Annotated in this window: 20 protein-coding genes and 1 tRNA gene; 10 read left to right on the forward strand and 11 right to left on the reverse strand. The window is 64.3% G+C overall.

What is annotated here, in order from left to right; translation table 11 throughout:
* Position 1: 1 nt before the first annotated feature.
* From denD to P9228_RS13385, 4 genes are read right to left on the reverse strand one after another with little or no spacing between them, the layout of a single operon-like run.
* Positions 2 to 976: a D-erythronate dehydrogenase gene (denD, locus tag P9228_RS13370; RefSeq protein WP_278053849.1), complete on the reverse strand. Its 975-nt coding sequence runs from the start codon at positions 974 to 976 to the stop codon at positions 2 to 4.
* A 1-nt stretch (position 977) separates the two neighbouring features.
* A complete protein-coding gene (locus tag P9228_RS13375) occupies positions 978 to 1,184 on the reverse strand; it encodes a hypothetical protein (RefSeq protein WP_278053850.1) in 207 nt (68 codons plus the stop codon).
* 36 nt (positions 1,185 to 1,220) lie between these two features.
* Complete coding sequence (locus P9228_RS13380) at positions 1,221 to 2,201, reverse strand: cation diffusion facilitator family transporter (protein WP_278053851.1); 981 nt, start codon at positions 2,199 to 2,201, stop codon at positions 1,221 to 1,223.
* Between the two features lie 13 nt (positions 2,202 to 2,214).
* Entirely contained in the window at positions 2,215 to 2,901 is a 687-nt protein-coding gene (locus tag P9228_RS13385) for a GNAT family protein (RefSeq protein WP_278053852.1), read from the reverse strand.
* Between the two features lie 83 nt (positions 2,902 to 2,984).
* Between P9228_RS13385 and P9228_RS13390 the strand changes: the two genes are divergently transcribed.
* Positions 2,985 to 4,169 carry a pyridoxal phosphate-dependent aminotransferase gene (locus tag P9228_RS13390; protein ID WP_278053853.1) on the forward strand — a complete coding sequence of 395 codons (1,185 nt, stop codon included), beginning with the start codon at positions 2,985 to 2,987 and terminating at the stop codon, positions 4,167 to 4,169.
* Between the two features lie 14 nt (positions 4,170 to 4,183).
* On the opposite strand, the gene P9228_RS13395 is transcribed toward P9228_RS13390, so the two are convergent.
* From P9228_RS13395 to P9228_RS13405, 3 genes are all read right to left on the reverse strand, one after another.
* Entirely contained in the window at positions 4,184 to 4,936 is a 753-nt protein-coding gene (locus tag P9228_RS13395) for an SDR family oxidoreductase (protein WP_082953977.1), read from the reverse strand.
* Between the two features lie 279 nt (positions 4,937 to 5,215).
* Positions 5,216 to 5,923: a tellurite resistance TerB family protein gene (locus P9228_RS13400; protein ID WP_067002750.1), complete on the reverse strand. Its 708-nt coding sequence runs from the start codon at positions 5,921 to 5,923 to the stop codon at positions 5,216 to 5,218.
* 121 nt (positions 5,924 to 6,044) lie between these two features.
* Positions 6,045 to 6,977, reverse strand: a complete 933-nt coding sequence (locus P9228_RS13405; RefSeq protein WP_278053854.1) for a rhodanese-related sulfurtransferase — start codon at positions 6,975 to 6,977, stop codon at positions 6,045 to 6,047.
* Positions 6,978 to 7,113: 136 nt separating this feature from the next.
* Here P9228_RS13405 and P9228_RS13410 point away from each other — a divergent pair, with 136 nt between their 5' ends.
* A complete protein-coding gene (locus tag P9228_RS13410; RefSeq protein ID WP_095800467.1) occupies positions 7,114 to 7,749 on the forward strand; it encodes a 2-dehydro-3-deoxy-phosphogluconate aldolase in 636 nt (211 codons plus the stop codon).
* A 113-nt stretch (positions 7,750 to 7,862) separates the two neighbouring features.
* Here P9228_RS13410 and P9228_RS13415 read toward each other — a convergent pair whose 3' ends face one another.
* From P9228_RS13415 to P9228_RS13430, 4 genes are all read right to left on the reverse strand, one after another.
* Positions 7,863 to 8,039, reverse strand: coding sequence for a hypothetical protein (locus P9228_RS13415; protein WP_082980697.1), 177 nt, complete (start codon positions 8,037 to 8,039; stop codon positions 7,863 to 7,865).
* Positions 8,040 to 8,160: 121 nt separating this feature from the next.
* Positions 8,161 to 8,234 (reverse strand) — tRNA-Gln (locus tag P9228_RS13420).
* Positions 8,235 to 8,337: 103 nt separating this feature from the next.
* Positions 8,338 to 10,182, reverse strand: a complete 1,845-nt coding sequence (locus tag P9228_RS13425) for a DUF882 domain-containing protein (RefSeq protein WP_278053855.1) — start codon at positions 10,180 to 10,182, stop codon at positions 8,338 to 8,340.
* Positions 10,183 to 10,560: 378 nt separating this feature from the next.
* On the reverse strand, positions 10,561 to 12,102 hold the full coding sequence (locus tag P9228_RS13430; RefSeq protein ID WP_127324715.1) for a sigma-54 dependent transcriptional regulator: 1,542 nt from the start codon (positions 12,100 to 12,102) through the stop codon (positions 10,561 to 10,563).
* A gap of 144 nt (positions 12,103 to 12,246) precedes the next feature.
* Between P9228_RS13430 and P9228_RS13435 the strand changes: the two genes are divergently transcribed.
* The 8 genes from P9228_RS13435 (at position 12,247) to P9228_RS13470 (ending at position 22,411) form a co-directional block, all read left to right on the forward strand.
* On the forward strand, positions 12,247 to 14,085 hold the full coding sequence (locus P9228_RS13435) for a M3 family oligoendopeptidase (protein WP_278053856.1): 1,839 nt from the start codon (positions 12,247 to 12,249) through the stop codon (positions 14,083 to 14,085).
* Positions 14,086 to 14,414: 329 nt separating this feature from the next.
* A complete protein-coding gene (locus tag P9228_RS13440; protein WP_067325955.1) occupies positions 14,415 to 15,119 on the forward strand; it encodes an NADH dehydrogenase in 705 nt (234 codons plus the stop codon).
* A 152-nt stretch (positions 15,120 to 15,271) separates the two neighbouring features.
* A complete protein-coding gene (locus P9228_RS13445; protein WP_278053857.1) occupies positions 15,272 to 16,417 on the forward strand; it encodes an aminodeoxychorismate synthase component I in 1,146 nt (381 codons plus the stop codon).
* Positions 16,366 to 17,028: an aminotransferase class IV family protein gene (locus P9228_RS13450; RefSeq protein WP_278053858.1), complete on the forward strand. Its 663-nt coding sequence runs from the start codon at positions 16,366 to 16,368 to the stop codon at positions 17,026 to 17,028. Before P9228_RS13445 ends, P9228_RS13450 begins: the two co-directional genes overlap by 52 nt.
* A 40-nt stretch (positions 17,029 to 17,068) precedes the next feature.
* A complete protein-coding gene (locus tag P9228_RS13455; RefSeq protein WP_278053859.1) occupies positions 17,069 to 18,004 on the forward strand; it encodes a DUF3445 domain-containing protein in 936 nt (311 codons plus the stop codon).
* 125 nt (positions 18,005 to 18,129) lie between these two features.
* Positions 18,130 to 19,575, forward strand: coding sequence for a homospermidine synthase (locus P9228_RS13460; protein WP_095823421.1), 1,446 nt, complete (start codon positions 18,130 to 18,132; stop codon positions 19,573 to 19,575).
* Positions 19,576 to 19,761: 186 nt separating this feature from the next.
* Entirely contained in the window at positions 19,762 to 20,133 is a 372-nt protein-coding gene (locus P9228_RS13465) for a hypothetical protein (protein WP_067002507.1), read from the forward strand.
* Between the two features lie 190 nt (positions 20,134 to 20,323).
* Positions 20,324 to 22,411 carry a 5'-nucleotidase C-terminal domain-containing protein gene (locus tag P9228_RS13470; RefSeq protein WP_278053860.1) on the forward strand — a complete coding sequence of 696 codons (2,088 nt, stop codon included), beginning with the start codon at positions 20,324 to 20,326 and terminating at the stop codon, positions 22,409 to 22,411.
* The last annotated feature ends 97 nt before the right edge of the window (positions 22,412 to 22,508 follow it).

A 22,508-nucleotide genomic window follows, 5' to 3' on the forward strand; every position in this document is an offset into this window, starting at 1 on the left:
GTCACCCGATCTTTCCGTCGAGTTCGTCCTCGATATAGGCGCGGATGATCTCGTCGAAATTCTTCTCGGCGACAAAACCCAGTTCCCGCGAGCGGCGCGCCTCGAAGCGCGTCGGCCAGCCTCTGACGATCGCCCAGATCGTTTCGTCGGGCTGCTCGCGGATCCGTTTGACCACCTCGGCGCCGGCTATGCGCGCGAGCGCTTCGATCTGCTCGCCGACCGTGACGGCCACGCCGGGCATGGTGAGATTGCGCCGCAGCCCGACCTTATCGCCATCGATTTCGGCCGCATGGATCAGGAAATTCACCGCCGATCGCGGGCTGGCATGCGTGTGCAGCACCGAGCGCGGCACCGGCAGGATCGCCTCCTGGCCGCTGAGCGGCTCGCGGATAATCCCTGAGAAGAAGCTCGACGCCGCCTTGTTCGGCCTGCCCGGCCGCACGCAGATGGTGGGCAGCCGGATGCCGATGCCGTCGAAGACTCCGCGCCGCGAGTAGTCGGCAAGCAGCGCCTCACTGATCAGCTTCTGCGTGCCGTAGGAGGTGAGCGGCGTCGGATGGAACTCGTCCGGGATGACATCCGGGAACGGCGCGCCGAACACCGCGATCGACGAGGTGAAGACAAGGCGCGGCGCGAAGCCCGCCACCCGCACCGCGTCGAACAAAGCGCGCGTGCCGTCGAGATTGACGCGGTAGCCGAGGTCGAAATTGGCCTCCGCCTCGCCGGAAACGATGCCGGCGAGATGGAAGATCACGTCCGGGCGGGAAGCAACGAGCTTGGCCGTCGCGCCGGGCGTGGAAAGATCGCCGGCGTGGATCGAGAGATCGACTCCCGCGAGCGTCGGTGCCTGCGGCGGCACGATATCATGCAGATCGAGCGCGGTTATTCTGCGCCCGCGCAGCACACCGTCCTTGGCCAGCCTTGCGATCAGCTTGCGGCCAACCATTCCTGCCGCGCCGGTGATCAGAATTCTCATTTCAGCGACCTCTCTTGCGCTGGCTGCGTCCGCGCAGCCAGAAGACGACGAACAGCGCCACAATGAACATTGCTGCGACGATTGCCGCAAGCACCGTCGAAACGCTGCCGGCAGCCAGCATTATTGTAGGCAGGAAATAGGCGGCGAGCCCGAACAGGAGCAGTATGCAGGCCGCGGCGATCGCCGCGTTGCGCGTCTCGCGATCCATCAGGCGCCGTCCCTCGAGCCGAAGCTCATCACCGGCTCAGTGATAGTGGCGGCGATCGCGAGGCGCATCATGCGCATGGTCGTGATCATGGTGATGATCGTGCGTGTCATGGCTGTCGGCGCATAGGCCGAATTCGGGCTCCACCGTTGCATGATCGATCCCGTGCTTCGCCGCAAGCCGCTTCTTGATGGCGCTCACCGCAGCATGTGGATCGACGCCGTCATTCAGGCAGGCATGCAGCGTCGCCATGTTGCTGGTGCCGTCGAGCGACCAGACATGCATGTGATGCACCTCCCGCACGCCCTTGACCGCGGCTTCCAGATCCTTGGCGATGAGATCGCGATCGAGGCTTGCCGGCACGCCTTCGAGCAGCACATGGGCGGCCTCGCGCATCAGCGACCACGCCGTCGACAGGATCAGCAGCGCCACCAGCACGGAGAGGATCGGATCGATCGGCGTCCAGCCGGTGGCGAGAATGATGAGGGCCGCAGCGATTGCCGCGGCCGAGCCAAGCAGGTCGCCCAGCACATGCAGTATGGCGCCGCGCATGTTGAGGCTCTCGCGGTCGCCGCCATGCAGCACGAAGAAGGAGGCGACGTTGACCAGCAGGCCGGCGACCGCCACCACCAGCATCGGCCCGCCCAGCACCGGCGCCGGGTGCATCAGCCGCCCCCAGGCCTCGTAGACGATCCACAGCGCGATGACGAAGATGGCGATGCCGTTGGTGTAGGCGACCAGCGTCTTCACGCGAGCGAAGCCGTAGGTGAGACGCCCGGTGGCCGGACGTCCGGTGAGATGGAAGGCATACCAGGCGAGGCCGAGCGCGATCGCGTCCGCCAGCATATGGCCAGCATCCGCAAGCAGCGCCAGCGAGCCGGTGAGCAAGCCGCCGAGCGCCTCCGCGATCATGAAGCCGGCTGTCAGGCAGCCCGCGACGAGAACGCGCTTCTTGTCGGTCGACCCGTGCACGTGATCGGCGCCGTGGCTGTGGGCGTGTGAGCCGTGATCATGCGCCATCGCGCAACTCCTGCTACGCGCCGGACTCGGCGCGGAAATCCTCGAGCCGTCGCTTTTGGCGGCCCTCGCCATCGAAATTCGCCGGATCGAGCCAGGCCTCATAGGCCTTGCGCAGCGCCGGCCACTCCTTGTCGATGATCGAATACCACGCCGTATCGCGGTTTTCGCCCTTCACCACAAGATGCTGGCGGAAAATGCCTTCGAACTTGAAGCCGAAACGTTCCGCCGCACGTTTCGACGGCTCGTTGCGGTTGTTGCATTTCCATTCGTAGCGGCGATAGCCGAGCTCGTCGAAGGCATATTTGGTAAACAGGAACTGTGCTTCCGTCGCCTGCGGCCTGCGCGAGATCAGCGGCCCCCAATAGATGTTGCCGATCTCGATGACGCCGTTGGCGGCATCAATGCGCATCAGCGTCTGACGTCCGGCGACCTTGCCGCTCGCCTTGTCGATGACGGCGAAGAACAACGGATCCTCGCTCGCCTCGACTTTGTCCAGCCATGGCTGGAAGGCGGCGCGGTTCTCGGGCGGATAGTCCGGCAGCCAGGCGAAGCGGCCTCCGGCATCCGACACCGACGACGCTTCATAGAGCCCGTCGCCGTGCTTTGACGCGCTCAGCGGTTCGAGCCGGACATAGCAACCTTCCAGCGCCTTGCGTTCGGGGCGCGGGCGTGCCTGCCAATTCTTCAGATTTTCCGACACCGACCGCTCCAATCCGTTTGACTTTTCCTGGCGCACGCTCACAAAAACGCTCGCCCACAGAAAGAACCACAGGGACGGGAAAAATGCTCCACACCATCGCGGCCTTCGATCGTCTCGGCGAGGAAAATGCCTTTGCGGTGCTCGCGCGGGCAACGGCGCTTGCCCATCAGGGCCGCGATATCATCAACCTCGGCATCGGCCAGCCCGACTTCAAGACGCCGCAGCATATCGTCGAGGCGGCGATCAAGGCGCTGCGCGACGGCCACCACGGCTACACGCCGGCCAACGGCCTGCTAGCCACGCGCGAGGCGGTCGTGCGCCGAACGCTGACCACCACTGGGGTCGAAGTATCACCCGAGAGCGTGATGATCCTGCCCGGCGGCAAGCCGACCATGTTCGCCGCGATCCTGATGTTCGGCGAGCCGGGGGCGGAGATTCTTTATCCCGATCCCGGCTTTCCGATTTATCGCTCGATGATCGAGTTCACGGGTGCGGCTCCAATCCCGGTGCCGATCCGCGAGGAGAACGGCTTTGCCTTCTCGGCGGAAGAGACGCTGGCGCTGATCACGCCGAAGACGAGGCTGCTGATCCTAAACTCGCCCGCCAATCCGACCGGCGGCGTGACCGCGCGGGACGAGATCGCCAAACTCGTGAAGGGGTTGGAGAAGCACCCTGAGGTCGCGATCCTCTCCGACGAAATCTACGATGTCATGACCTATGACGGCGAGACCCACTGCTCGCTGCTCAATTTTCCAGAACTCCGCGACAGGCTGATCGTGCTCAACGGCTGGTCCAAGACCTGGGCGATGACCGGCTGGCGCATGGGCTGGTCGATCTGGCCAAACGGCGAAAAGGGGGCCTATCTCTACGACAAGGTGCGCAAGCTGGCGGTCAACTGCTGGTCCTGCGTCAACGCGCCGAGCCAGTATGCCGGCATCGCCGCGATAGACGGCCCGCAGGACGATGTCGAAAAGATGATGCTCGCCTTCGACAACCGCAGGAAGATCGTGGTCGAAGGGCTGAACGCGCTCCCCGGCATTTCCTGCATCACGCCGAAGGGCGCCTTCTACGCCTTCCCCAATGTTTCGAAGACCGGCTGGAAGGCCAAGAAGCTTGCCTCGGCGCTGTTGGAGGATGCCGGCGTCGCGCTGATCGGCGGCCCCGATTTCGGCGTGCTCGGCGAAGGCTATGTCCGGCTTTCCTACGCCAATTCCGAGGAGAACATATTACGAGCGCTGGAGCGGATCGAAGTGTTCTTGACGAAATAGAAGCCTCAGCCCCCTCACCCGCGGCCGACGAACGGCATCTTCGTCGCCATCACCGTCATGAACAGCACATTGGCGTCGAGCGGCAAGCTCGCCATGTGAAGCACCGCGTCGGCGACGCGCTGGACATCCATCACCGCTTCGGCGGCGATGGAGCCGTTGGCCTGCGGCACGCCGACGGTCATCGCCTGCGCCATCTCGGTCAATGCGTTGCCAATGTCGATCTGGCCGCAGGCAATGTCATAGGGCCGGCCGTCGAGCGCCAGGGTCTTGGTCAGGCCGGTGATGGCATGCTTGGTCGCCGTGTAGGGCGCTGAGCCCGGCCGCGGGGCATAGGCCGACACCGAGCCATTGTTGATGATGCGCCCACCCATCGGCTTTTGCCGGCGCATGACGCCGAAGGCGGCACGGGCGCATAGGAACGAGCCGGTCAGGTTGACGCCGACGACATCGTTCCAGACCTCGACCGGGATCTCGTCGATCAGCGTCGACTTGTAGCCCATGCCGGCATTGTTGAAGAGCAGGTCGACGCGCCCGAACGCCTCCACCACTGTCTCGAACATGTCGTCGACTTCGCCGGCCTTGCTGATGTCGCATGCAACGGCAAGCGCCCTGGCGCTGGTCTTCCCGGCCTCGGCGATCGCCTCCTCGAGCAGCGTCTTGCGGCGGCCGCAGAACACGGTGTTCCAGCCTGCCTTGAGCAGCGTGGTGGCGACGCTCTTGCCGATGCCGGTGCCGGCGCCGGTTACGATGGCTGTTTTCTCTGTCATGGCGGTCATCGTCCTCGCTCCCCGTCACTGCTGGAAGAAGACGTGGCATCGCAAATGACAGAGGGCGTGGCAAGCGGCTATTGTCGGCAAGAAAGCGGAGCCGACAAAAAGGGCGGTCATTGGCGACCGCCCCTCATCTGAACCGCGCTTGGGAGGAGGATAAGCCGGTCCGACTGGTTAGAATGATGCGCTTGCTGGGTTAACGAAAGATTAACGGCCAGCAGCACGTCCCATGCCCGTTTACCAACCGGCAATTTGCTGGCGCGGATCGGGCGCGGTTCAAGCCGGCGCCTTCGCCGCCGAGACCGTCGCCTCGACATGGTCGACCAGCGCGTCCGGCAGGCCGAGGCGGCCGGCTAGCAGGTCGAGATAGCCGCGCTCCGTGCGGGTGTCGGGATCGATGGTAAGGCGCGAGGCGGTGTAGAGCTCAACCTTCTGCGCATCGGTCTTGGCGCCGGTGATCAGGACGTCGAGATCGAGCGGGCGTTCAAGCTCATCCAGCAGAAATTTTTCCGCTTCGGCACCGATGCCGGCGAGCTTGAGCTTGTCGGCGATTTTCTGCCGCTCCTCGTCATCGACGTGACCGTCCGCCTTGGCTGCGGAGATCATCGCCCGCACCAGGGTCAGCGTGAATTCGGCCTCGCCCTGCGGCGCCTGCGAGGGATGGAAGGCGGTGTCCTTGGGCGGCGGCAGCAACTCGGGCTCGCCGGCCACGGGTTCTTGTGCCGGCACATTGCCGGCCTTGTAGTTCTGGTAGGCCTTGTAGGCGAGGCCGCCAATGGCTGCCAGGCCGCCGAGCTTCATGGCAGCGCCCGTCACCTGTCGACCGGGGCCGGTGCCGAGCAGCACCGCCGCCAGCGCGCCGGCGGCGAGCGGATTGTCCTTCGCCATCTGCACCGCCTGCCCCGCCTTGTCGCGAACGGTCGATCCCGTGCCGGGAATTTGCGAGCCGAAAAGGTCGTCGAGCAGCTTCTTGGGGTCGAGCATCAATGCCTCCAGAATTGGCCCGGCCGAATGCGCCCGGGCGGGGTTTCGGATCGGCAAGACGTAGGCCCCGCGCATTGACATTACAATGAACGGGCGGATGATTTGACGAAACCTGGGCTGCTCAGCTTCCGATGTGGCGCTTGGCGCCCCGCGCATGCGCGAGTTCCACCTGGCGATGGCGCTCGGCGTAGCGCGCGCGGTCCTCGTCCGAGCGCGCTTCGAAGCAATGCGGGCATGAGACGCCGACCGTATATTTCGGCGAGAGCCGGTCCTCGACGGTGAGCGGATGGCGGCAGGCGCGGCAGAGTTCGGCTTCGCCCTCGGCCAGGCCATGCGACACCGATACCCGCTCGTCGAAGACGAAGCATTCGCCCTGCCACAGGCTCTCTTCGGCCGGCACCTCTTCGAGATATTTCAGGATGCCGCCCTTAAGGTGGAAGACCTGCCTGAAGCCCAGCGACTTCACGTAAGCGGTCGCCTTCTCGCAGCGAATGCCGCCGGTGCAGAACATCGCCACCTTGCGGCCTTCGAGCTTGTCGCGGTGCTCTTCGACCCAGCCCGGGAACTCGCGAAAGCTGGCGGTCTTGGGATCGACCGCGCCCTTGAAGGTGCCGATCGAAACCTCGTAGGCGTTGCGCGTGTCGATGACCAACGTGTCGGCGTCCGAGATCAGCGCGTTCCAATCGGCCGGCGCGACATAGGTGCCGGCGCTGCTCGCCGGATCGAGATCGTCGACGCCCATCGTGACGATCTCGCGCTTCAGCCGCACCTTCATGCGGTGGAACGGCATCTCGGCGGCGGTGCTGTATTTCACTTCCAGGCCGGCAAGCGCTTCGATCGCCTCCAGGTGATCGATAAGCTCGGCGATCGCTGCCTCGCTGCCGGCGACCGTGCCGTTGATGCCCTCATGCGCCAAAAGCAGCGTGCCCTTGATGCCGCGTCCGCAGCAGAAGGCGGCAAGCGGCGCGCGCAGCGCTTGGTAATTGTCGAGCCGCGCAAACTTGTAGAGCGCGGCAACGCGGACCGGCTGAATTTCCTTGGTTGTCATGCCCATGCCACTAGACCGTGCTGAAAGCCGTTTCAAGGCGGAGCGGACGGGCCGCGTGACATTGCGACACGCCCGCCTTCGTGGACTCGGAATACCCCTTCTGCTAATCGGTTGAAATCGATCGAAACGGAGAGACAAGCCAATGACCAGCAGGACCGAAAAGCTTCTGTCGCTCCTCAACGGCCAGCCGGTCATCCCGGTGCTCAAGATCGCCAATGTCGCCGACGCCGTGCCGCTCGCCCGCGCTCTGTCGCGCGGCGGCTTGAGGGCGATCGAGATCACGCTGCGCACCGCCGATGCGCTGGAAGCGATCCGCCGCGTCGCGGCCGAAGTCGAGGATGCGGTTGTCGGTGCCGGCACCATTCTCGATGCCAAGCAGTTCGACGAGGCGGCACGCGCCGGCTCGAAATTCATCGTCAGCCCCGGCATTACGAGCCAGCTTCTCGACGCGGCCAAGGACAGCCCCGTGCCGCTGCTGCCCGGCGCCATCACCCCCGGGGAGATCATGGCCGCGCGCGAAGCCGGCCTGCGCTTCCTGAAATTCTTCCCGGCCGAACAGTCGGGCGGCATCGCATCGCTGAAGGCCTTCGCCTCGCCGCTCGCCGACGTGAAATTCTGCCCGACCGGCGGCATAACGGCCAAGAACGCCGCCGACTATCTGAGCCTCCCCAACGTCATCTGCGTCGGCGGCTCGTGGGTGGCGCCCGACGAATTCATCAAGGCCGGCAAATGGGATGAGATCGAAGCCCTGGCGCGCGAGGCGAGCAAGCTCGCCTAACGCAATTCCAGGAAGAGTGGGCACCGGTTCTTCCGTGCGGATCGTGTAAAGAACAACCTGGAGCGGTTCAGCGGTCTATCAAACGCTGAACCGCTCCAGCGCTGGACATGCGGTCAGTGGCAGACCTTGACCTTCTCGACGACCTTGCGGTGGTGAACCCAATGGGTGACCACCTTGGTTCTGCAGTGATGCTTGCCGGTCTTGACGATAACGGTTTCGGCCTGCGTTGGAGCCACGGCAGCCGATGCCGCGGCCAGAGCGAGAACTGACGCCAATAGAATCTTCTTCATGAATATCCCCAGTTTGGAACGAACGCATCCTAACCCTAAAAAGCGCGGCCCGTTCCGGTCTCACGAGAAGTTTAAGCGTGCGTGATGGCATGCCGGTGCGGGCCGAAAACCAGCCGCCGGCTGGTTCCCGCTCATGGATTCGAACCACGATTCACGCCTTCAAAGGGCGCTGTCCTACCGTTAGACGAAGCGGGAAAAGGGCACGCGGGAAACCCGCGCCGTTCAAACTATGCTGCCGTGATAAAAAGCAAAAGCCGCGCTGTTGTTCAACGCGGCTGTTGCGGCACTGGCAGGCTCGTTATTTCGTCTGGAAGCGGGCGACCGAAAGGAACTTCACCGCGTTGCCGGTGAACCGGCTGGCGTCCGGCAATTGCGCATCCGTCTGGAAGCCGGCCGTGTAGACCTCGCTCGGCGGCGTGTGCACGATATTGTAGGCATAGCGCGGTGCCGTGGTCGGATCGGAAACGGTGGCGATGTTGTCGCCGCTGCCCAGCGCCCAGCGCGCTGCCTGCGGCGGCGTTGCCACCACCATTGCCTTCGGGCCGGGCTTCAGGTCGTTGGCGGACGCCCTGGCCTCCTTGCGCGTCGTCTTCACGCCGGCGCCGATCGCCTGCGCCGGATCGGTGCCGGCGGGGCGTGCGGCAATGGCTTGACGCGGCGAAGCTGCATCGAGACCCGACGGATCGTTGAATGCCGAGCGTGGCTCCGGTGCAGTCAGCGAAGCGACTTCGTATTCGGCCCCACTCGAGCCGGCCACGGTGGTCGCGCTGGCCTGCTCGAGCACCGCTTTGATCTCATCCGGCTTGCCCGTGTCGGGCCGCGCGGTCGGCAGCACCGAGAAGGCATCGGTCGCGCTCTTGTCCTGCGAGGCGGTTTCCGCCAGCGCCAGAAGCACGCCCTTGTCCTTGGGCGCAAGTTCCCTCGGCAGATCGGGCCGCCTCGTCGGCAGCGGAACATTGTTGAACGCCCCCTGCGCGGGATCGGCTGCGGCCTGCGCCGCGCCGGCGGCCATGCCGAACGGTACGTTGGCCGGAGCATGCGCCGTCGCCACCGCCTGCTCAGCCGTGGCCGAGGCGTCCGCCACGGCGAACGGCACGTTTTCAGCCGTCTGCTGGCCGACATCGGCCTTGGGCCTCGGCGCGAAGGCGGGCAGAGGAACCTCCTTCGGCGGCAGCGCGGCAATGATGGTTTCGGGCGTGTCCTGCTGCGGTTGCGAATCGTCCGAGCTGTCATCGGCGATCTGCGGGATGTTGGCGCGCTTGGCATTCTGCGGCGAGACGATCGCGATGCCCGGCAGGCTGCCGCTGTTGCCGCTGTTGGCGGCCGCCACCTGCTTCACAGCTTTCGGCTGGGGTGCGGGTTGGGCGCTCGCGACATCGGCGCTGTCGTCGGCCTCGTCGTCGCCGCCGCCGAACCAGGCCGCAAACAGTCCGCCGGACCGCTTGGTCGAGCCGCCGGCGCTGGCCAGCTCGATATTGGGGGTGCCGGCGCCCTTGCGCGCCTTGTAGGCGGCCAGAGCCTGCTCATAGCCAGGCAGCGGCCGGCCGTCGCTCGGCACGTGCAGCGTCTTGCCGTTCGGGAACAGGCTGACCAGTTCCTGACGGCTGATACCCGGCCAGTGGCGGACATTGCCGACATCCATGTGGACGAACGGAGAACCGGAATTCGGATAGTAGCCGACGCCGCCGCCCTGCATCTTGAGGCCGATGTTGCGCAGCTTCTTCAGCGGCACGCCGGGGATGTAGAAGTCCATCGCCTTGCCAAGCATGTGCTGGCTTTTCTCGGCGACACCGCGGCTGCGGCTGCGCAGCATCGAATTGGTAGATGGCGAGCGATAGCCGCAGACGACCTGGATGTAGTCGGTCGCTCCGCTCTGCCGGTAGGCCTCCCACACCAGATCGAGCAGCCGCGGATCCATCTTGGTCGGCTCGTTGCGGCGCCAGTCGCGCAGGATGATGTTGATCTTGCGCAGGCCTTCGGGAACGTAGCGGCCGTTACGCTTGTAGACGATCTCGGCCTTTTCGTGCGTGTGCAGGTGATAGAGCTTCAGCGAACGGACTTCGGCTTTCGCGCCGGAGGCGGCTGCCGAAAGGAACCCTACGGCCAAAATCACAAACGTCAGCCACCGTGGCCAGACGCTCATGTGAAAATGCCGCCCGTTCGTGTGTCGTTCGACTTGGTTCAAATCAAAAGGCCTTGCAGGCTGCCGTTTGTCCCCGGATTTGCCCAAACGGATGCGTGGTTCTCACATCCGAATATCGATCCTAATGGTTAATCATCGCTTATTGGAGCCGAAATGCGGTAACACCGTGGCGATATCCCGTCAAAAATGATGCACCACGTTTCGTGGTAAATCGCTGGTTTAGATCGAGAATTCGGCTTTGGCCCAAACACAATCTGTTACCGATTGCGTTAAATGCGTGATCGCGAACACGCAAGCGACTGAAAAAGCGCCTTCAGAAACGAAAAAGCGACGATTTAAGTCGGAATATAAACCGGTAGGCTGGGCTGGGCTTGCGTCTCAAGAGGCAAGTCGATCAAGCCGACCCGCTTCGGGGTCAATGCCATATTCCTTCAACTTGCGGTAGAGCGTAGAGCGCCCGATGCCGAGGCGGCGCGCCACCTCGCTCATCTGGCCGTTATAGTGGTCGATCGCAAGCTTGATCATCTCGAACTCGACATCGGCCAGCGCCCGCACATTGCCGCGCTCGTCCAAGGCCCTCAGCGTGCCGAATCGCGGCTGCAGCCGCGCCCGCGCCTCGGCCTCGTGCGAACCTGCCGCCGCTCCATTGGAGACGGCCTGATCGCCCGGCTGCGGCTCGTCCGCGACCGGTGCCACGGCAGTCGCAGGCTCGGCATCGAGCTTCACCGTGCCTTCGACCTGCGCGCGGATCTGTGGGAATTCCTCTTCGGTCAGCAATTCGCCTTCGGCGAGCACCGACGCCCTGAACACCGCATTTTCCAGCTGGCGGATGTTGCCCGGCCAATCGTAGGCCTGCAGCATCGCCAGCGCTTTGGCCGATATGCCGGTGAGACGATGACGCGGATCGGCCGGCGCCACCTTCTCCATGAAATGCCTGACCAGATGGGGGATGTCCTCGCGCCGGTCGCGCAGCGGCGGCACGAAGATCGGATAGACGTTCAGGCGATAAAATAGGTCCTCGCGGAATTTGCCGTCCTTGACCTGCTGCAAAAGATTCCGATGCGTCGCCGAGATCAGCCGGATGTCGACCTTGACGGTCGAACGGCCGCCGACCGGGTCGACCTCGCCCTCCTGCACGGCGCGCAGCAGCTTGACCTGGACGTCGAGCGGCAGGTCGCCGATCTCGTCCAGGAACAGCGTGCCCGAATGCGCCTCGACGAATTTGCCGGTGTGCTTGTCCGTGGCGCCGGTGAAGGAACCCTTCTCATGGCCGAACAGGATCGATTCCACCAGATTGTCGGGGATGGCGCCGCAATTGACGGTGACGAAGGGTTTCGAGCGGCGGTCGCCGCTGCCCTGGATGGCGCGCGCCACCAACTCCTTGCCCACGCCCGATTCACCCTCGATCAGGATCGGAATGTTGGAGGCCGCCGCCTTCTGGCCGAGCCGGATCACCCGGTCCATCGCCGGGCTGCGGGTGATCAGATCCTTGAAGGTGAGATGGCCGCCGCGACGCCGCGACGTGCGCTTCACCTCGTCCTCGACCGCTTCGACCTTCAAAGCATTGGAAATCGAGGTCTGCAGCCGGTCGGGCGAGGCCGGCTTGACGACGAAATCGAAAGCGCCGTGGCGCATGGCCGAGACAACGGTTTCGATGCCGCCCTGCGCGGTCTGCACGATGACCGGGAGATTGATGGCGCGCTCGCGCATCGCCTTCAGCACGCCGATGCCGTCGAGACCGGGCATGACCAGGTCGAGGATGACGACCGACACATCGCGCGCCTTCGGTCCGTCCAGCACATCCAGGCCAGCCTCGCCGCCGTCGGTGACGATGGCGCTGTGGCCGAATTTCGTCACCGCCGCCTCGAGCAGCCTGCGCTGCACGGGATCGTCATCGACTATGAGTACGGAACCTGTCATGACTCTTTGAATTATCCGCCCGATAAATCCCCATGGATCATCTTGGCACAGGGTTCTAAATAAGGTTTCAAAAAACCCGGTGAACGAATTCCTTAGGATTTGACCGGCTTCTCCTTTCCCGTTGATTCGAAGAAGGTATTGTCGATGCGCATGATGTTTGGTCAGCGGCTTGCGGCGACGGCATCTGGCCAGGCCGCGGCGGAGCTCGGCGATCTGCCGGAGTGGAATCTCGCCGATCTCTATTCCGGCATGGAAGCGCCGGAGCTGAAGCGTGACATCGCCCGGGCGGCAAGCGACGCCATTGCCTTCGAGGTCCGTTGGAAGGGCACGTTGGCCGCCGAAGCCGAGCGTGGCGCCGCCGGCCGGCTCGGCGAGGCGCTGAAGGCCTACGAGGCGCTGGAGGAACTGATCGGCCGCATCGTCTCCTATGCCGGGCTTGTCTATGCCGGCAACACCGCCGATCCGCAGCGCGCCAAGCTCTATGGCGACATTCAGGAGAAGATGACGGATGCCAGCGCGCATCTTTTGTTCTTCGCGCTGGAGCTCAACCTGATCGACGACGCGGTGATCGAAGCAGCACTCGCGGCCGACCTGGCCTTCGCCCACTATCGCCCATGGGTGCTCGATCTCAGGAAGGACAAGCCGTACCAGCTTGAGGATCGGGTCGAGCAGTTGTTCCACGAGAAGTCGGTCACCGGACGCGGCGCCTGGAACCGCCTGTTCGACGAGACGATGACCGACCTGCGCTTCGACGTCGACGGCGAGGAGCTGACGCTGGAGCCGGCGCTGAACCGACTGCAGGACGCGGATGGCGAAGTGCGCCGCCGCGCCTCGGAGGCGCTCGCCGCGACCTTCCGCAAGAACCTGCGCACCTTCACGCTCATCACCAACACGCTGGCCAAGGACAAGGAAATTTCCGACCGCTGGCGCGGCTTCGAGGACATCGCCGATTCACGCCATCTCGCCAACCGCGTCGAACGCGGCGTGGTCGATGCTTTGGCCGCGGCCGTGCGCGAAGCCTATCCGCGCCTTTCGCACCGCTACTATCAGATGAAGGCGCGCTGGCTCGGCATGGACGTCATGAACCACTGGGACCGCAACGCGCCGCTACCCGAGACCCCGCAGTCGGTGATCCGGTGGGACGACGCCAGGGACACGGTGCTGTCAGCCTATCAGCGTTTCTCGCCGAAGATGGCGGAAATCGCGCGGACATTCTTCGATCGCAAATGGATCGATGCGCCGGTCAGGCCGGGCAAATCGCCCGGCGCCTTCGCCCACCCGACTGTGCCATCGGCGCATCCCTACGTGCTCCTCAACTACATGGGCAAGCCGCGCGATGTGATGACGCTGGCGCATGAGCTGGGTCACGGCGTTCACCAGGTGCTGGCCGCCGACCAGGGCGCGCTGATGGCGTCCACCCCGCTGACGCTGGCCGAGACGGCCTCCGTCTTCGGAGAGATGCTGACCTTCCGCTCGCTGCTCGACCAGACCTCCGACAAGCGCGAGCGCAAGGCCATGCTCGCCCAGAAGGTCGAGGACATGATCAATACTGTCGTGCGCCAGATCGCCTTCTACGAGTTCGAGCGCAAGGTGCATGCCGAGCGCCGCAACGGCGAGCTGACCTCGGACAGGCTGGGCCAGTTCTGGCTTGAGGTGCAGGCTGAAAGCCTGGGGCCGGCGATCAAGTTGCGCGATGGCTACGAGGTCTTCTGGACTTATATCCCGCACTTCATCCACTCGCCCTTCTACGTCTACGCCTATGCCTTCGGCGACTGCCTGGTCAACTCGCTCTACGCCGTCTACCAGAACGCCGAGCGCGGCTTTCAGGAGAAGTATTTCGAGATGCTGCGCGCCGGCGGCACCAAGCATCATTCGGAACTGCTGGCGCCCTTCGGCCTCGACGCCACGGATCCGGCCTTCTGGCAGATCGGCCTGGGTGTGATCGGCGCGCTGATCGACGAGCTGGAGGCGCTCGATAAATGACAGGTATTCGGGCCGGCAGCAATAACCGGAACAATTTGGCCGGAACGCATATTTGTGCTGTTCTTCAGTAACTCTGCACCGCACTTTTCAATTAGCTTTGCGCAGGCCATGTGCTAGCGTCAGGCCCAAGCTCAGCCGGAGGCGACAGCAGGGCCAGAGGGGCCTTGGCGTTGCTTCAGCGAGAGCGATAGCGGCCGTCGGGCCGCAGCCGGAGGAGAGCCAGCCGCCAGCGATTGGAGGGGCGGTTCCGCCCCGCGCGGAACGATTGACGATCCTTGCGGCAAGGCCGCCATTGCGGTCGGCGCTGCCCGATCGGACTGGAGAGGGAAATGAGCACTTTCTTCTATATGCTCCTGGCGTTCGTTGTCGGTGTCCTGGTTGGCTGGTTCATCTGGGGCCGCCTGCGTGGAGAGCTCGACAGCCTGCGCGGCGAACTCGGTCGCGCCAAGAGCGAACGCGACCGGTTTAGCGCCGATACCTACCGCCTGAGCGGCGAGCTCGACGCATGCGGCCGCAGCCGCGCCGATCTCGAACGCAAGCTGCGCGAAGCGCCGACCTCTTCCGCCAAGGCGGGAACCGACAAAGCCTCCGCGCCGGCGCCTGCGGCGCTGATGTCGACCCCGACCCCAGCCAGATCCTCATCTGCAAGACCGTCAGCGGCAAAATCGGCTTCGACCAAATCCGCCGCGGCCAAGCCGGCAGCGGCAAAGACGGCCGCCGCGGCGCCAAAGAAGGCGCCGGCTCCGAAGAAAGCCGCCGCCCCGAAGGCGACCACCGGCAAGGCGGACAATCTGCGCCGCCTGATCGGCATCGGCCCGGTCAATGAAAAGCTGCTCAAGGCGCAGGGCGTCACGTCCTATGCCCAGATCGCCGCTTGGACCGATGCCGACGTCAAGCGCGTCGAGGAGGTGCTCAATTTCGACGGCCGCATCGCGCGCGAGAAATGGATCGAGCAGGCGAAACTGCTGGCCGCGGGCGACGAGGCCGAATTCGCTAGCCGATTCCCCACGGCGGCGACCTCGAACAACAACTGATCTCGCTGTGTCTTCCCAGCGCAGGCGGCGTCCATTGGGCGCCGTTTTTGCTTTGGACCAGATGCCTTTACGCCCTCCGACGCCGCTCTCTCGATTGCGCCTCGCCGCGCCCCCATATAGAGCGATCGACTTAATCGACCCATCCAAGGCTTATGTCCCTGCCCTCAGCAATATTCCGCAATGACGAGACCGGCCGCCAGCTCGTCTTTGACGGGCCGCTTGAGGTCATCACGGCGCGAACCGCGGACGAATTCACGCCGGCGCTGGAAGCGGCACAGGCCGCCTCCTACGCGGGCAAATGGCTGGCAGGCTATTTCTCCTATGAGGCAGGCTACCTGCTGGAGCCGAAACTGGTGCCGTTGCTGCCAGAGGGCCGCCGCGCGCCGCTGATCTGTCTCGGTGTCTTCGATGCGCCGCTCGAACAGGCTGTGCCGCGGAATGAAGGCCCCGCCAGCAACGGACCGATCTTCGACGCCCGCGCTTCCTGGTCCGCCGAGGACTACGCCGTCCGCTTCGCGCGCCTCCACCACCATATTCGCAAGGGCGACTGTTATCAGGGCAATCTGACCTTTCCGGTCCATGCGCAATGGTCGGGCGATCCGCTTGCCGCCTTCGAGGCGCTGACCGGGCGCCAGCCGGTGAAATACGGCGCGCTGATCTCGTTCGGCGATCCGATCGTGCTGTCGCGCTCGCCGGAACTCTTCTTCCAGATCGACGCCGACGGTATGATCGAGACGCACCCGATGAAGGGCACGGCGCCGCGCGGCGCCACCAAGGCCGAGGACGCGCGGCTGAAGGCGTTCCTGCGCAACGACGAGAAGAACCAGGCCGAGAACCGGATGATCGTCGATCTCCTGCGCAACGACATCTCGCTGATCAGCGAGGTCGGCACGCTGGAAGTGCCTGAGCTGTTCCGCATCGAGACCTACCCGACGGTGCACCAGATGGTGAGCCGGGTGCGGGCGAAGCTCCTGCCGGATATCGGTATTCGCCAAGTCTTCGCAGCACTCTTTCCTTGCGGCTCGATCACCGGCGCGCCGAAGATCCGCGCCATGGAGATCCTCCACGATTTGGAGGTCGTGCCGCGCGACGTCTATTGCGGCGCCATCGGCTGGGTCGCGCCCGGCGGCACGATGCGGTTCTCGGTGGCGATCCGCACCATCTCGCTCTTTGCCGACGGCGAGGCTGTCTACAATGTCGGCGGCGGCGTCGTCTTCGATTCCACCGCCGAGGAGGAGTACCGGGAGTGTCTTCTGAAAGCGCGCTTCGCGACGGGAACCGTGCCGACTTCGAGCTGATCGAGACCCTGCGCTGGGAGCCTGGCTCGGGCTTCCTGCGCTTCGAGCGCCATCTTGCGCGGCTTTATGCCTCGGCCGCGGAACTCGGCTTTGCCTGCGATCCGCATCGGATCGGCGAGGTGCTGAAGAACGCGATCGGCGGGCAGCGGATCGCTTTGCGCACCCGGCTTGCGCTGCAGCGCAACGGCGAGGCGACAGTCGCCGCGCAGCCCTTTGAGCAGCTTCCCGCGGGCAGGGCATGGCGTCTGCAGCTGGCGCGGGTCCGGCTCGATTCCGGTAACTTGTTGCTGCGTCACAAGACCAGCCGCCGCGACACCTACCAACAGGCGCGGGCCGAATACCTCGCCACCCGCGCCGACGAAGTGCTGCTCGCCAACGAGCGCGGAGAACTCTGCGAAGGCACGATCACCAATCTGTTCGCCGATTTCGGCGGCGGGGTGCTGGTGACGCCCCGGCTTGATTGCGGCCTGCTGCCTGGAGTATTGCGCGGCGAGCTTCTGGACGAAGGCCGCGCCGCGGAAGCGATCTACACCTTCGACGATCTGAAGTCGGCGCAGGCGATCTTCGTCGGCAACTCACTGCGCGGATTGATCCCGGCGCAACTCGGCTGATTGAGGCTGGGAGACATCAACTGGATAGCACCAGGCACGCATGACCATTCGCCAACCGACCCATACGCCCTATGACGGGTCCTCAAAGCTCTTCACCATCGGCCTGAAGCCGCTCGAGCTCAACCGCTGGATCGAGGTCGATCATTTGCTTCTGCCCCATCTCGCCGAGAAGCGGCGGCTTTACGCGGAGATCCCGGAAAAGATTTTTGTCGAGGAGGAAGAGACTCGCGATGCACAGCAAGAAGTGTTCGACCTTCTCGCCGGCTATCTTCCGGCAAAACATCCCGAGACCCACCGAGGTGCCGGCTCGGATGTCGAGGTCGTGGGCCTCGAAAGCGCGAGCAACGCGCTGCCGCCCGAATTGAACAAGGCGCCGCTCGCCCACGCGTCCCTGCTGGTGCAGGAAGACCTGATTATCATGCGCCGCGGCGATAACGGCTGGCGGCTCGCCGCCGGCTCGCTCTGCTTTCCGTCATCCTGGTCGCTCCAGGAGAAATTCGGCAAGCCGCTGCAACAGATCCACGCGCCCGTGCCCGGCTTCGGCCCCGGCACGCGGCCTGCCGACCTCATCAACCGCATGTTCGACGGCCTGCAGGGCCAACCGGTCGAGCGCTTCAACTGGTCGATCCAGGCGGGCGACGCGCTCTATCATCCGCTTTCCAACGGGGAGCGCATCGACCGTGCCACGAACCGTCCGACGCGTTTTTCGGATGGTGACATCAACGCCCATGCCTTCATTCGCGTCGAGCGTCAGACCTTGCGCAAGCTGCCGGTGTCGCGCGACATCCTTTTCACCATTCGCATCCATCTCGACCCGCTGGCGGTGCTTGCCCGTCACCCCGACAAGGTCGCGCTTGCGGCCTCCTTCGCCGACCAGCTGAATGCTCTCGATCAGGCGCAGCTCGACTACAAGGGTTTGAGCGCGGACCGCGACCGGCTGGTTTCGTACCTCGCCGGCATGGCCATGGTGGCTTAACCAAACCGCCAGGCCGGTTTGGCCGTCGGTTGGCGGTTTTCGCTGGTTTGTGGCAATGATCTGTGATGTAGGGCTACCGGCGAAAAATGCCGGACTTTCCCATGTTTGAAGGAGTATACGAAAAAATGGCGAATGAGAACTGGCCCGTTTACGGTGAAATCACCGGCCCTGTCGTGATGATCGGCTTCGGCTCGATCGGACGGGGAACGCTGCCGCTGATCGAACGCCATTTCAAGTTCGACAAGTCGCGCATGGTGGTCATCGACCCGCGCGACAGCGACCGCATGCTGCTCGACGAGCGCGGCATCGCCTTCGTTCAGGACGCGGTGACCAGGAAGAACTACAAGAAGCTTTTGACCCCGCTTCTCACCAATGGCAGCGGTCAGGGCATGTGCGTCAACCTGTCGGTCGACACCTCCTCGCTCGAGTTGATGAAGCTCTGCCGCAAGCTCGGCGTGCTCTATATCGATACGGTGGTCGAGCCGTGGCTCGGCTTCTATTTCGACGACAAGGCCGACAATGCCTCGCGCACCAATTACGCGCTGCGCGAGAGCGTGCGCCAGGAGAAGGAGAAGGCTCCCGGCGGCACTACGGCGATCTCCTGCTGCGGCGCCAATCCTGGCATGGTCTCCTGGTTCGTCAAGCAGGCACTGGTCAACCTCGCCAACGATCTCGGGCTCGAGTTTGTGGTCCCGCCGGAGCACGACCGCGAGGGCTGGGCGAAGCTGATGAAGAAGGCCGGAGTCAAGGGCATCCACATCGCCGAGCGCGATACCCAGCGCACCAAGAAGCCGAAGCCGATGGACGTATTCTGGAACACCTGGTCGGTCGAGGGCTTCATCTCGGAAGGCCTGCAGCCGGCCGAGCTCGGCTGGGGCACGCATGAGACCTGGACGCCGAAGAACGGCAAGAAGCACAAGCACGGCTCGCAAGCGGCGATCTATCTGGAGCAGGCGGGCGCCAACACGCGCGTGCGCTCCTGGTGCCCGACGCCCGGCCCGCAATATGGCTTCCTGGTGACCCACAACGAGGCGATCTCGATCGCCGACTTCTTCACCGTGCGCGGCAAGAAGGGCAAGGTTCAGTATCGCCCGACCTGCCATTATGCCTATCACCCCTGCAACGATGCCGTGCTGTCGCTGCACGAGATGTTCGGCGCCGCCGGCAAGGCGCAACCGGTGCATCACGTGCTCGACGAGAACGAGCTGGTCGACGGCGTCGACGAGCTCGGCGTGCTGCTCTACGGCCATGCCAAGAACGCCTATTGGTACGGCTCACAGCTGTCGCTGGCCGAGGCGCGCAAGCTGGCGCCTTACCAGAACGCCACCGGCCTGCAGGTCACCTCGGCGGTGCTCGCCGGCATGGTCTGGGCGTTGGAAAATCCGATGGCCGGCATCGTGGAGGCCGACGAGATGGACTACCGGCGCTGCCTGGAAGTGCAGCTTCCCTATCTCGGGCCGGTCAGGGGCTACTACACCGACTGGACGCCGCTCGATAATCGCCCGGGGCTTTTCCCCGAGGATCTGGACAAGGACGATCCGTGGCAGTTCCGCAACATCCTGGTGCGATAGCAGCCAAGCCTACCCGCGTCTCCACCTTGCAATCGCCCGGAAATCGGGCGATTGAAGACGGGCGGCCTAGAGAAACGGGCGTTCCTTCGGACGCACAAAGTACTCTAGCACTTTGAATGCACGCATCGTGCTTTTCCGAAGATCGGAGATCGGTTTTCGGGCCGACGCGAGAGAAGAGGATTCTAAATGACCATTGCGCGCAAATTGCTTTCGGCAGGCGCCGCGGCAAGCCTTCTGGCCGCGGCCGCCTGCACCACCACCGGCCCTTCGGAGCCGATCGCAGCGGCGCCCAAGGGCGTCGAGGGCAACTGGATCGACGCCAAGGGCACCGGCCTCTCGACTTTCGCGGCCGGCAGCTTCACCACCGTCGCGACCGATACCGGCCAGAAGCTGTCCGAGGGCAGCTACACCATGACCGGCGCGACCTCGGTCGAGATCCACGGCACCTCGCTGATCCGCCAGACGCCGGTTAGCTTCAACTGCCTGATGGTCTCTACCAGCCAGCTCAACTGCACCAGCTCCAGTGGTCAGAATTTCGTGCTGACGCGCCGGGCCTGAGCTCAGGCAGAGATCGACTTTGTTGAGGATGGCGGCGCGAGCCGCCGTCCTTTTTTGTGCCGGCAAACCTCCTCCCGATTTCCGCTTGCATCGGCCAAAACGCGATGTGAACATGACCCGAAGCTGACTGTTACCTTCCAGCCAAGCGAGGGCTTCAAGCACTTCAAGTCAGCTCATCCGGGAGACGAGAATGAAGAAATTTGCCGCCATTGCCGCCCTTTCCGCATCAGCACTTGGCCTCTCGGCCGGAGCGTCTTTTGCCGACTACACGCTGAACATCCTGCATTTCAACGATTGGCATAGCCGCATCGAAGGCAACAACAAATACGAGTCGACCTGTTCAGCGGAGGAGGAGACCAAAGGCGAGTGCATTGGCGGCGCCGGCCGGCTGGTCACGGCGATCGCGCAGGAGCGCAAGAAGCTCGAAGGTCAGAACGTGCTGCTGCTCAATGCCGGCGACAGCTTGCAGGGATCGCTGTTCTACATCACCTACAAGGGAGCAGCGGAGGAGGAATTCCTCAATCAGCTCAAGCCCGACGCGGTGACGCTGGGCAATCATGAGTTCGACGATGGCGAAAGCGCGCTTGTGCCTTATCTCGACAAGGCGAAGTTCCCGGTGGTCAGCGCCAACGTCGTGCCCAACGACAAGTCCGGCGCCCACGGCAAGGTCAAGCCGTCCATCGTGGTCGAGGTCGGCGGCCAGAAGATCGGCATCGTCGGCGCCGTCACCAACGACACTCCGGAACTCGCCTCGCCCGGCCCCAACATTGCCATCGCGGACGACGTCAAGTCGATCACCGCCGAGGTCGAGAAACTGAAGGCGCAGGGCATCAACAAGATCATCGCCGTCACCCATATCGGCTACAACCGCGAGCGCGACGTCATCGCGAAAATCCCCGGCGTCGACGTGGTGGTCGGCGGCCACAGCCACACGCTTTTGTCGAACACCGATCCGAAGGCGGCAGGCCCCTACCCGACGATGGTCGACAACCCCGACGGCTACAAGGTGCCGGTGGTGCAGGCGGCGTCCTATTCGAAATATCTCGGCGAATTCAAGGTCGTGTTCGACGACAACGGCGCCGTCAAGTCGGCCAGCGGCGACCCGATCTTTCTCGACAAGTCGATCACGCCCGATCCGGCGGTGCTCGCCCGCATCAAGGAGCTTGGCGCGCCGATCGAGGCGCTGAAGAACAAGGAAGTGGCGGAGACCACCAAGCCGATCGATGGCAGTCGTGAAAGCTGCCGCACCCGCGAATGCGAAATGGGCAATCTCGTCTCCGACGCCGTCCTCGATCGGGTCAAGGGCCAGGGCGTCGAGATCGTCATCTCGAATGGCGGCGGACTGCGCGCCTCGATCGACCAGGGCACCGTGACCATGGGCGAAGTGCTGACGGTGCTGCCGTTCCAGAACACGCTGGCGACCTTCAAGATCTCCGGCAAGGACCTGGTCGCCGGTCTCGAAAGCGGCGTCAGCCAGGTCGAGGACGGCGCCGGCCGCTTCCCGCAGGTGGCCGGCTTGAAATATGCCTTCGACAAGTCGGTCGCGCCCAATGCCGGCCGCGTCAAATCGGTCGAGGTGATGGAGAACGGCGCCTGGGTGCCGATCAATCCGGACAAGCAGTATCTCGTCGCCACCAACAACTACGTCCGCCAGGGCGGCGACGGCTACAAGGTCTTCGCCGAAAAGGCCACGGACGCCTATGACTACGGCCCGGGCCTGGAGCAGGTGGTGGCCGACTATCTCGGCGCGCACCGCCCCTACACGCCGAAGCTCGACGGCCGCATCACCGAGATCGGCGCCACGACAGCGGCCGCGGAGCCGGCAAAACCTGCCGAGACCGCCACGACGCCGCCTGCCGCCCAACCCGCGAAGCCGGCCGAGACGGCGCCGGCGGCCACCGAGCCTGCCATGCCGGCTTTGCCGTCCAATTCCGGCGACATCGCCGGGACGCCGCCGGCCGTTCCGACCGAGACGGCACCGGCAACGTCGGAGACAGCAAAACCTGCCGAGACTGCGCCGGCGACCGCCGCCCCTGCGACCGAATCCGCCAAGCCGGCCGAAACAGCGCCCGCCGAGGCCAAGCCGGCCGCGACCGGTCCGGAGGCCAGCCCAGAGACCAGCCATGTGGTTGCCGCCGGCGACACCTATTGGGATCTGGCCAAGAAAAACTATGGCGACGGCAGCAAATGGAAGCTGATCTCCGAGGCCAACAAGGACTACAGGCCGCGCCGTCTGCCGCTCGGAGCAACGCTGACCATTCCGCCGGCCGCAAAGTAATCTTTCGCCGGAAGTTCATGGCGCCCGTCCGGGAGACCGGACGGGTGTTCCGTCTTCAGACGCAAACGCGGTAAGGTGCGTCCAGACGCAGCATTCC

Source organism: Mesorhizobium sp. WSM4898 (assembly GCF_029625845.1).
In the GTDB taxonomy this organism is placed as follows: Bacteria; Pseudomonadota; Alphaproteobacteria; order Rhizobiales; family Rhizobiaceae; genus Mesorhizobium.

Bases quoted from the DNA above. Each gene is read 5' to 3' on its own strand.
- denD (WP_278053849.1), bottom strand. From the start codon at position 976: ATGAGAATTCTGATCACCGGCGCGGCAGGAATGGTTGGCCGCAAGCTG.
- P9228_RS13375 (WP_278053850.1), bottom strand. From the start codon at position 1,184: ATGGATCGCGAGACGCGCAACGCGGCGATCGCCGCGGCCTGCATACTG.
- P9228_RS13380 (WP_278053851.1), bottom strand. From the start codon at position 2,201: ATGGCGCATGATCACGGCTCACACGCCCACAGCCACGGCGCCGATCAC.
- P9228_RS13390 (WP_278053853.1), top strand. From the start codon at position 2,985: ATGCTCCACACCATCGCGGCCTTCGATCGTCTCGGCGAGGAAAATGCC.
- P9228_RS13395 (WP_082953977.1), bottom strand. From the start codon at position 4,936: ATGACAGAGAAAACAGCCATCGTAACCGGCGCCGGCACCGGCATCGGC.
- P9228_RS13400 (WP_067002750.1), bottom strand. From the start codon at position 5,923: ATGCTCGACCCCAAGAAGCTGCTCGACGACCTTTTCGGCTCGCAAATT.
- P9228_RS13405 (WP_278053854.1), bottom strand. From the start codon at position 6,977: ATGGGCATGACAACCAAGGAAATTCAGCCGGTCCGCGTTGCCGCGCTC.
- P9228_RS13410 (WP_095800467.1), top strand. From the start codon at position 7,114: ATGACCAGCAGGACCGAAAAGCTTCTGTCGCTCCTCAACGGCCAGCCG.
- P9228_RS13415 (WP_082980697.1), bottom strand. From the start codon at position 8,039: ATGAAGAAGATTCTATTGGCGTCAGTTCTCGCTCTGGCCGCGGCATCG.
- P9228_RS13425 (WP_278053855.1), bottom strand. From the start codon at position 10,182: ATGAGCGTCTGGCCACGGTGGCTGACGTTTGTGATTTTGGCCGTAGGG.
- P9228_RS13430 (WP_127324715.1), bottom strand. From the start codon at position 12,102: ATGACAGGTTCCGTACTCATAGTCGATGACGATCCCGTGCAGCGCAGG.
- P9228_RS13435 (WP_278053856.1), top strand. From the start codon at position 12,247: ATGCGCATGATGTTTGGTCAGCGGCTTGCGGCGACGGCATCTGGCCAG.
- P9228_RS13440 (WP_067325955.1), top strand. From the start codon at position 14,415: ATGAGCACTTTCTTCTATATGCTCCTGGCGTTCGTTGTCGGTGTCCTG.
- P9228_RS13445 (WP_278053857.1), top strand. From the start codon at position 15,272: ATGTCCCTGCCCTCAGCAATATTCCGCAATGACGAGACCGGCCGCCAG.
- P9228_RS13455 (WP_278053859.1), top strand. From the start codon at position 17,069: ATGACCATTCGCCAACCGACCCATACGCCCTATGACGGGTCCTCAAAG.
- P9228_RS13460 (WP_095823421.1), top strand. From the start codon at position 18,130: ATGGCGAATGAGAACTGGCCCGTTTACGGTGAAATCACCGGCCCTGTC.
- P9228_RS13465 (WP_067002507.1), top strand. From the start codon at position 19,762: ATGACCATTGCGCGCAAATTGCTTTCGGCAGGCGCCGCGGCAAGCCTT.
- P9228_RS13470 (WP_278053860.1), top strand. From the start codon at position 20,324: ATGAAGAAATTTGCCGCCATTGCCGCCCTTTCCGCATCAGCACTTGGC.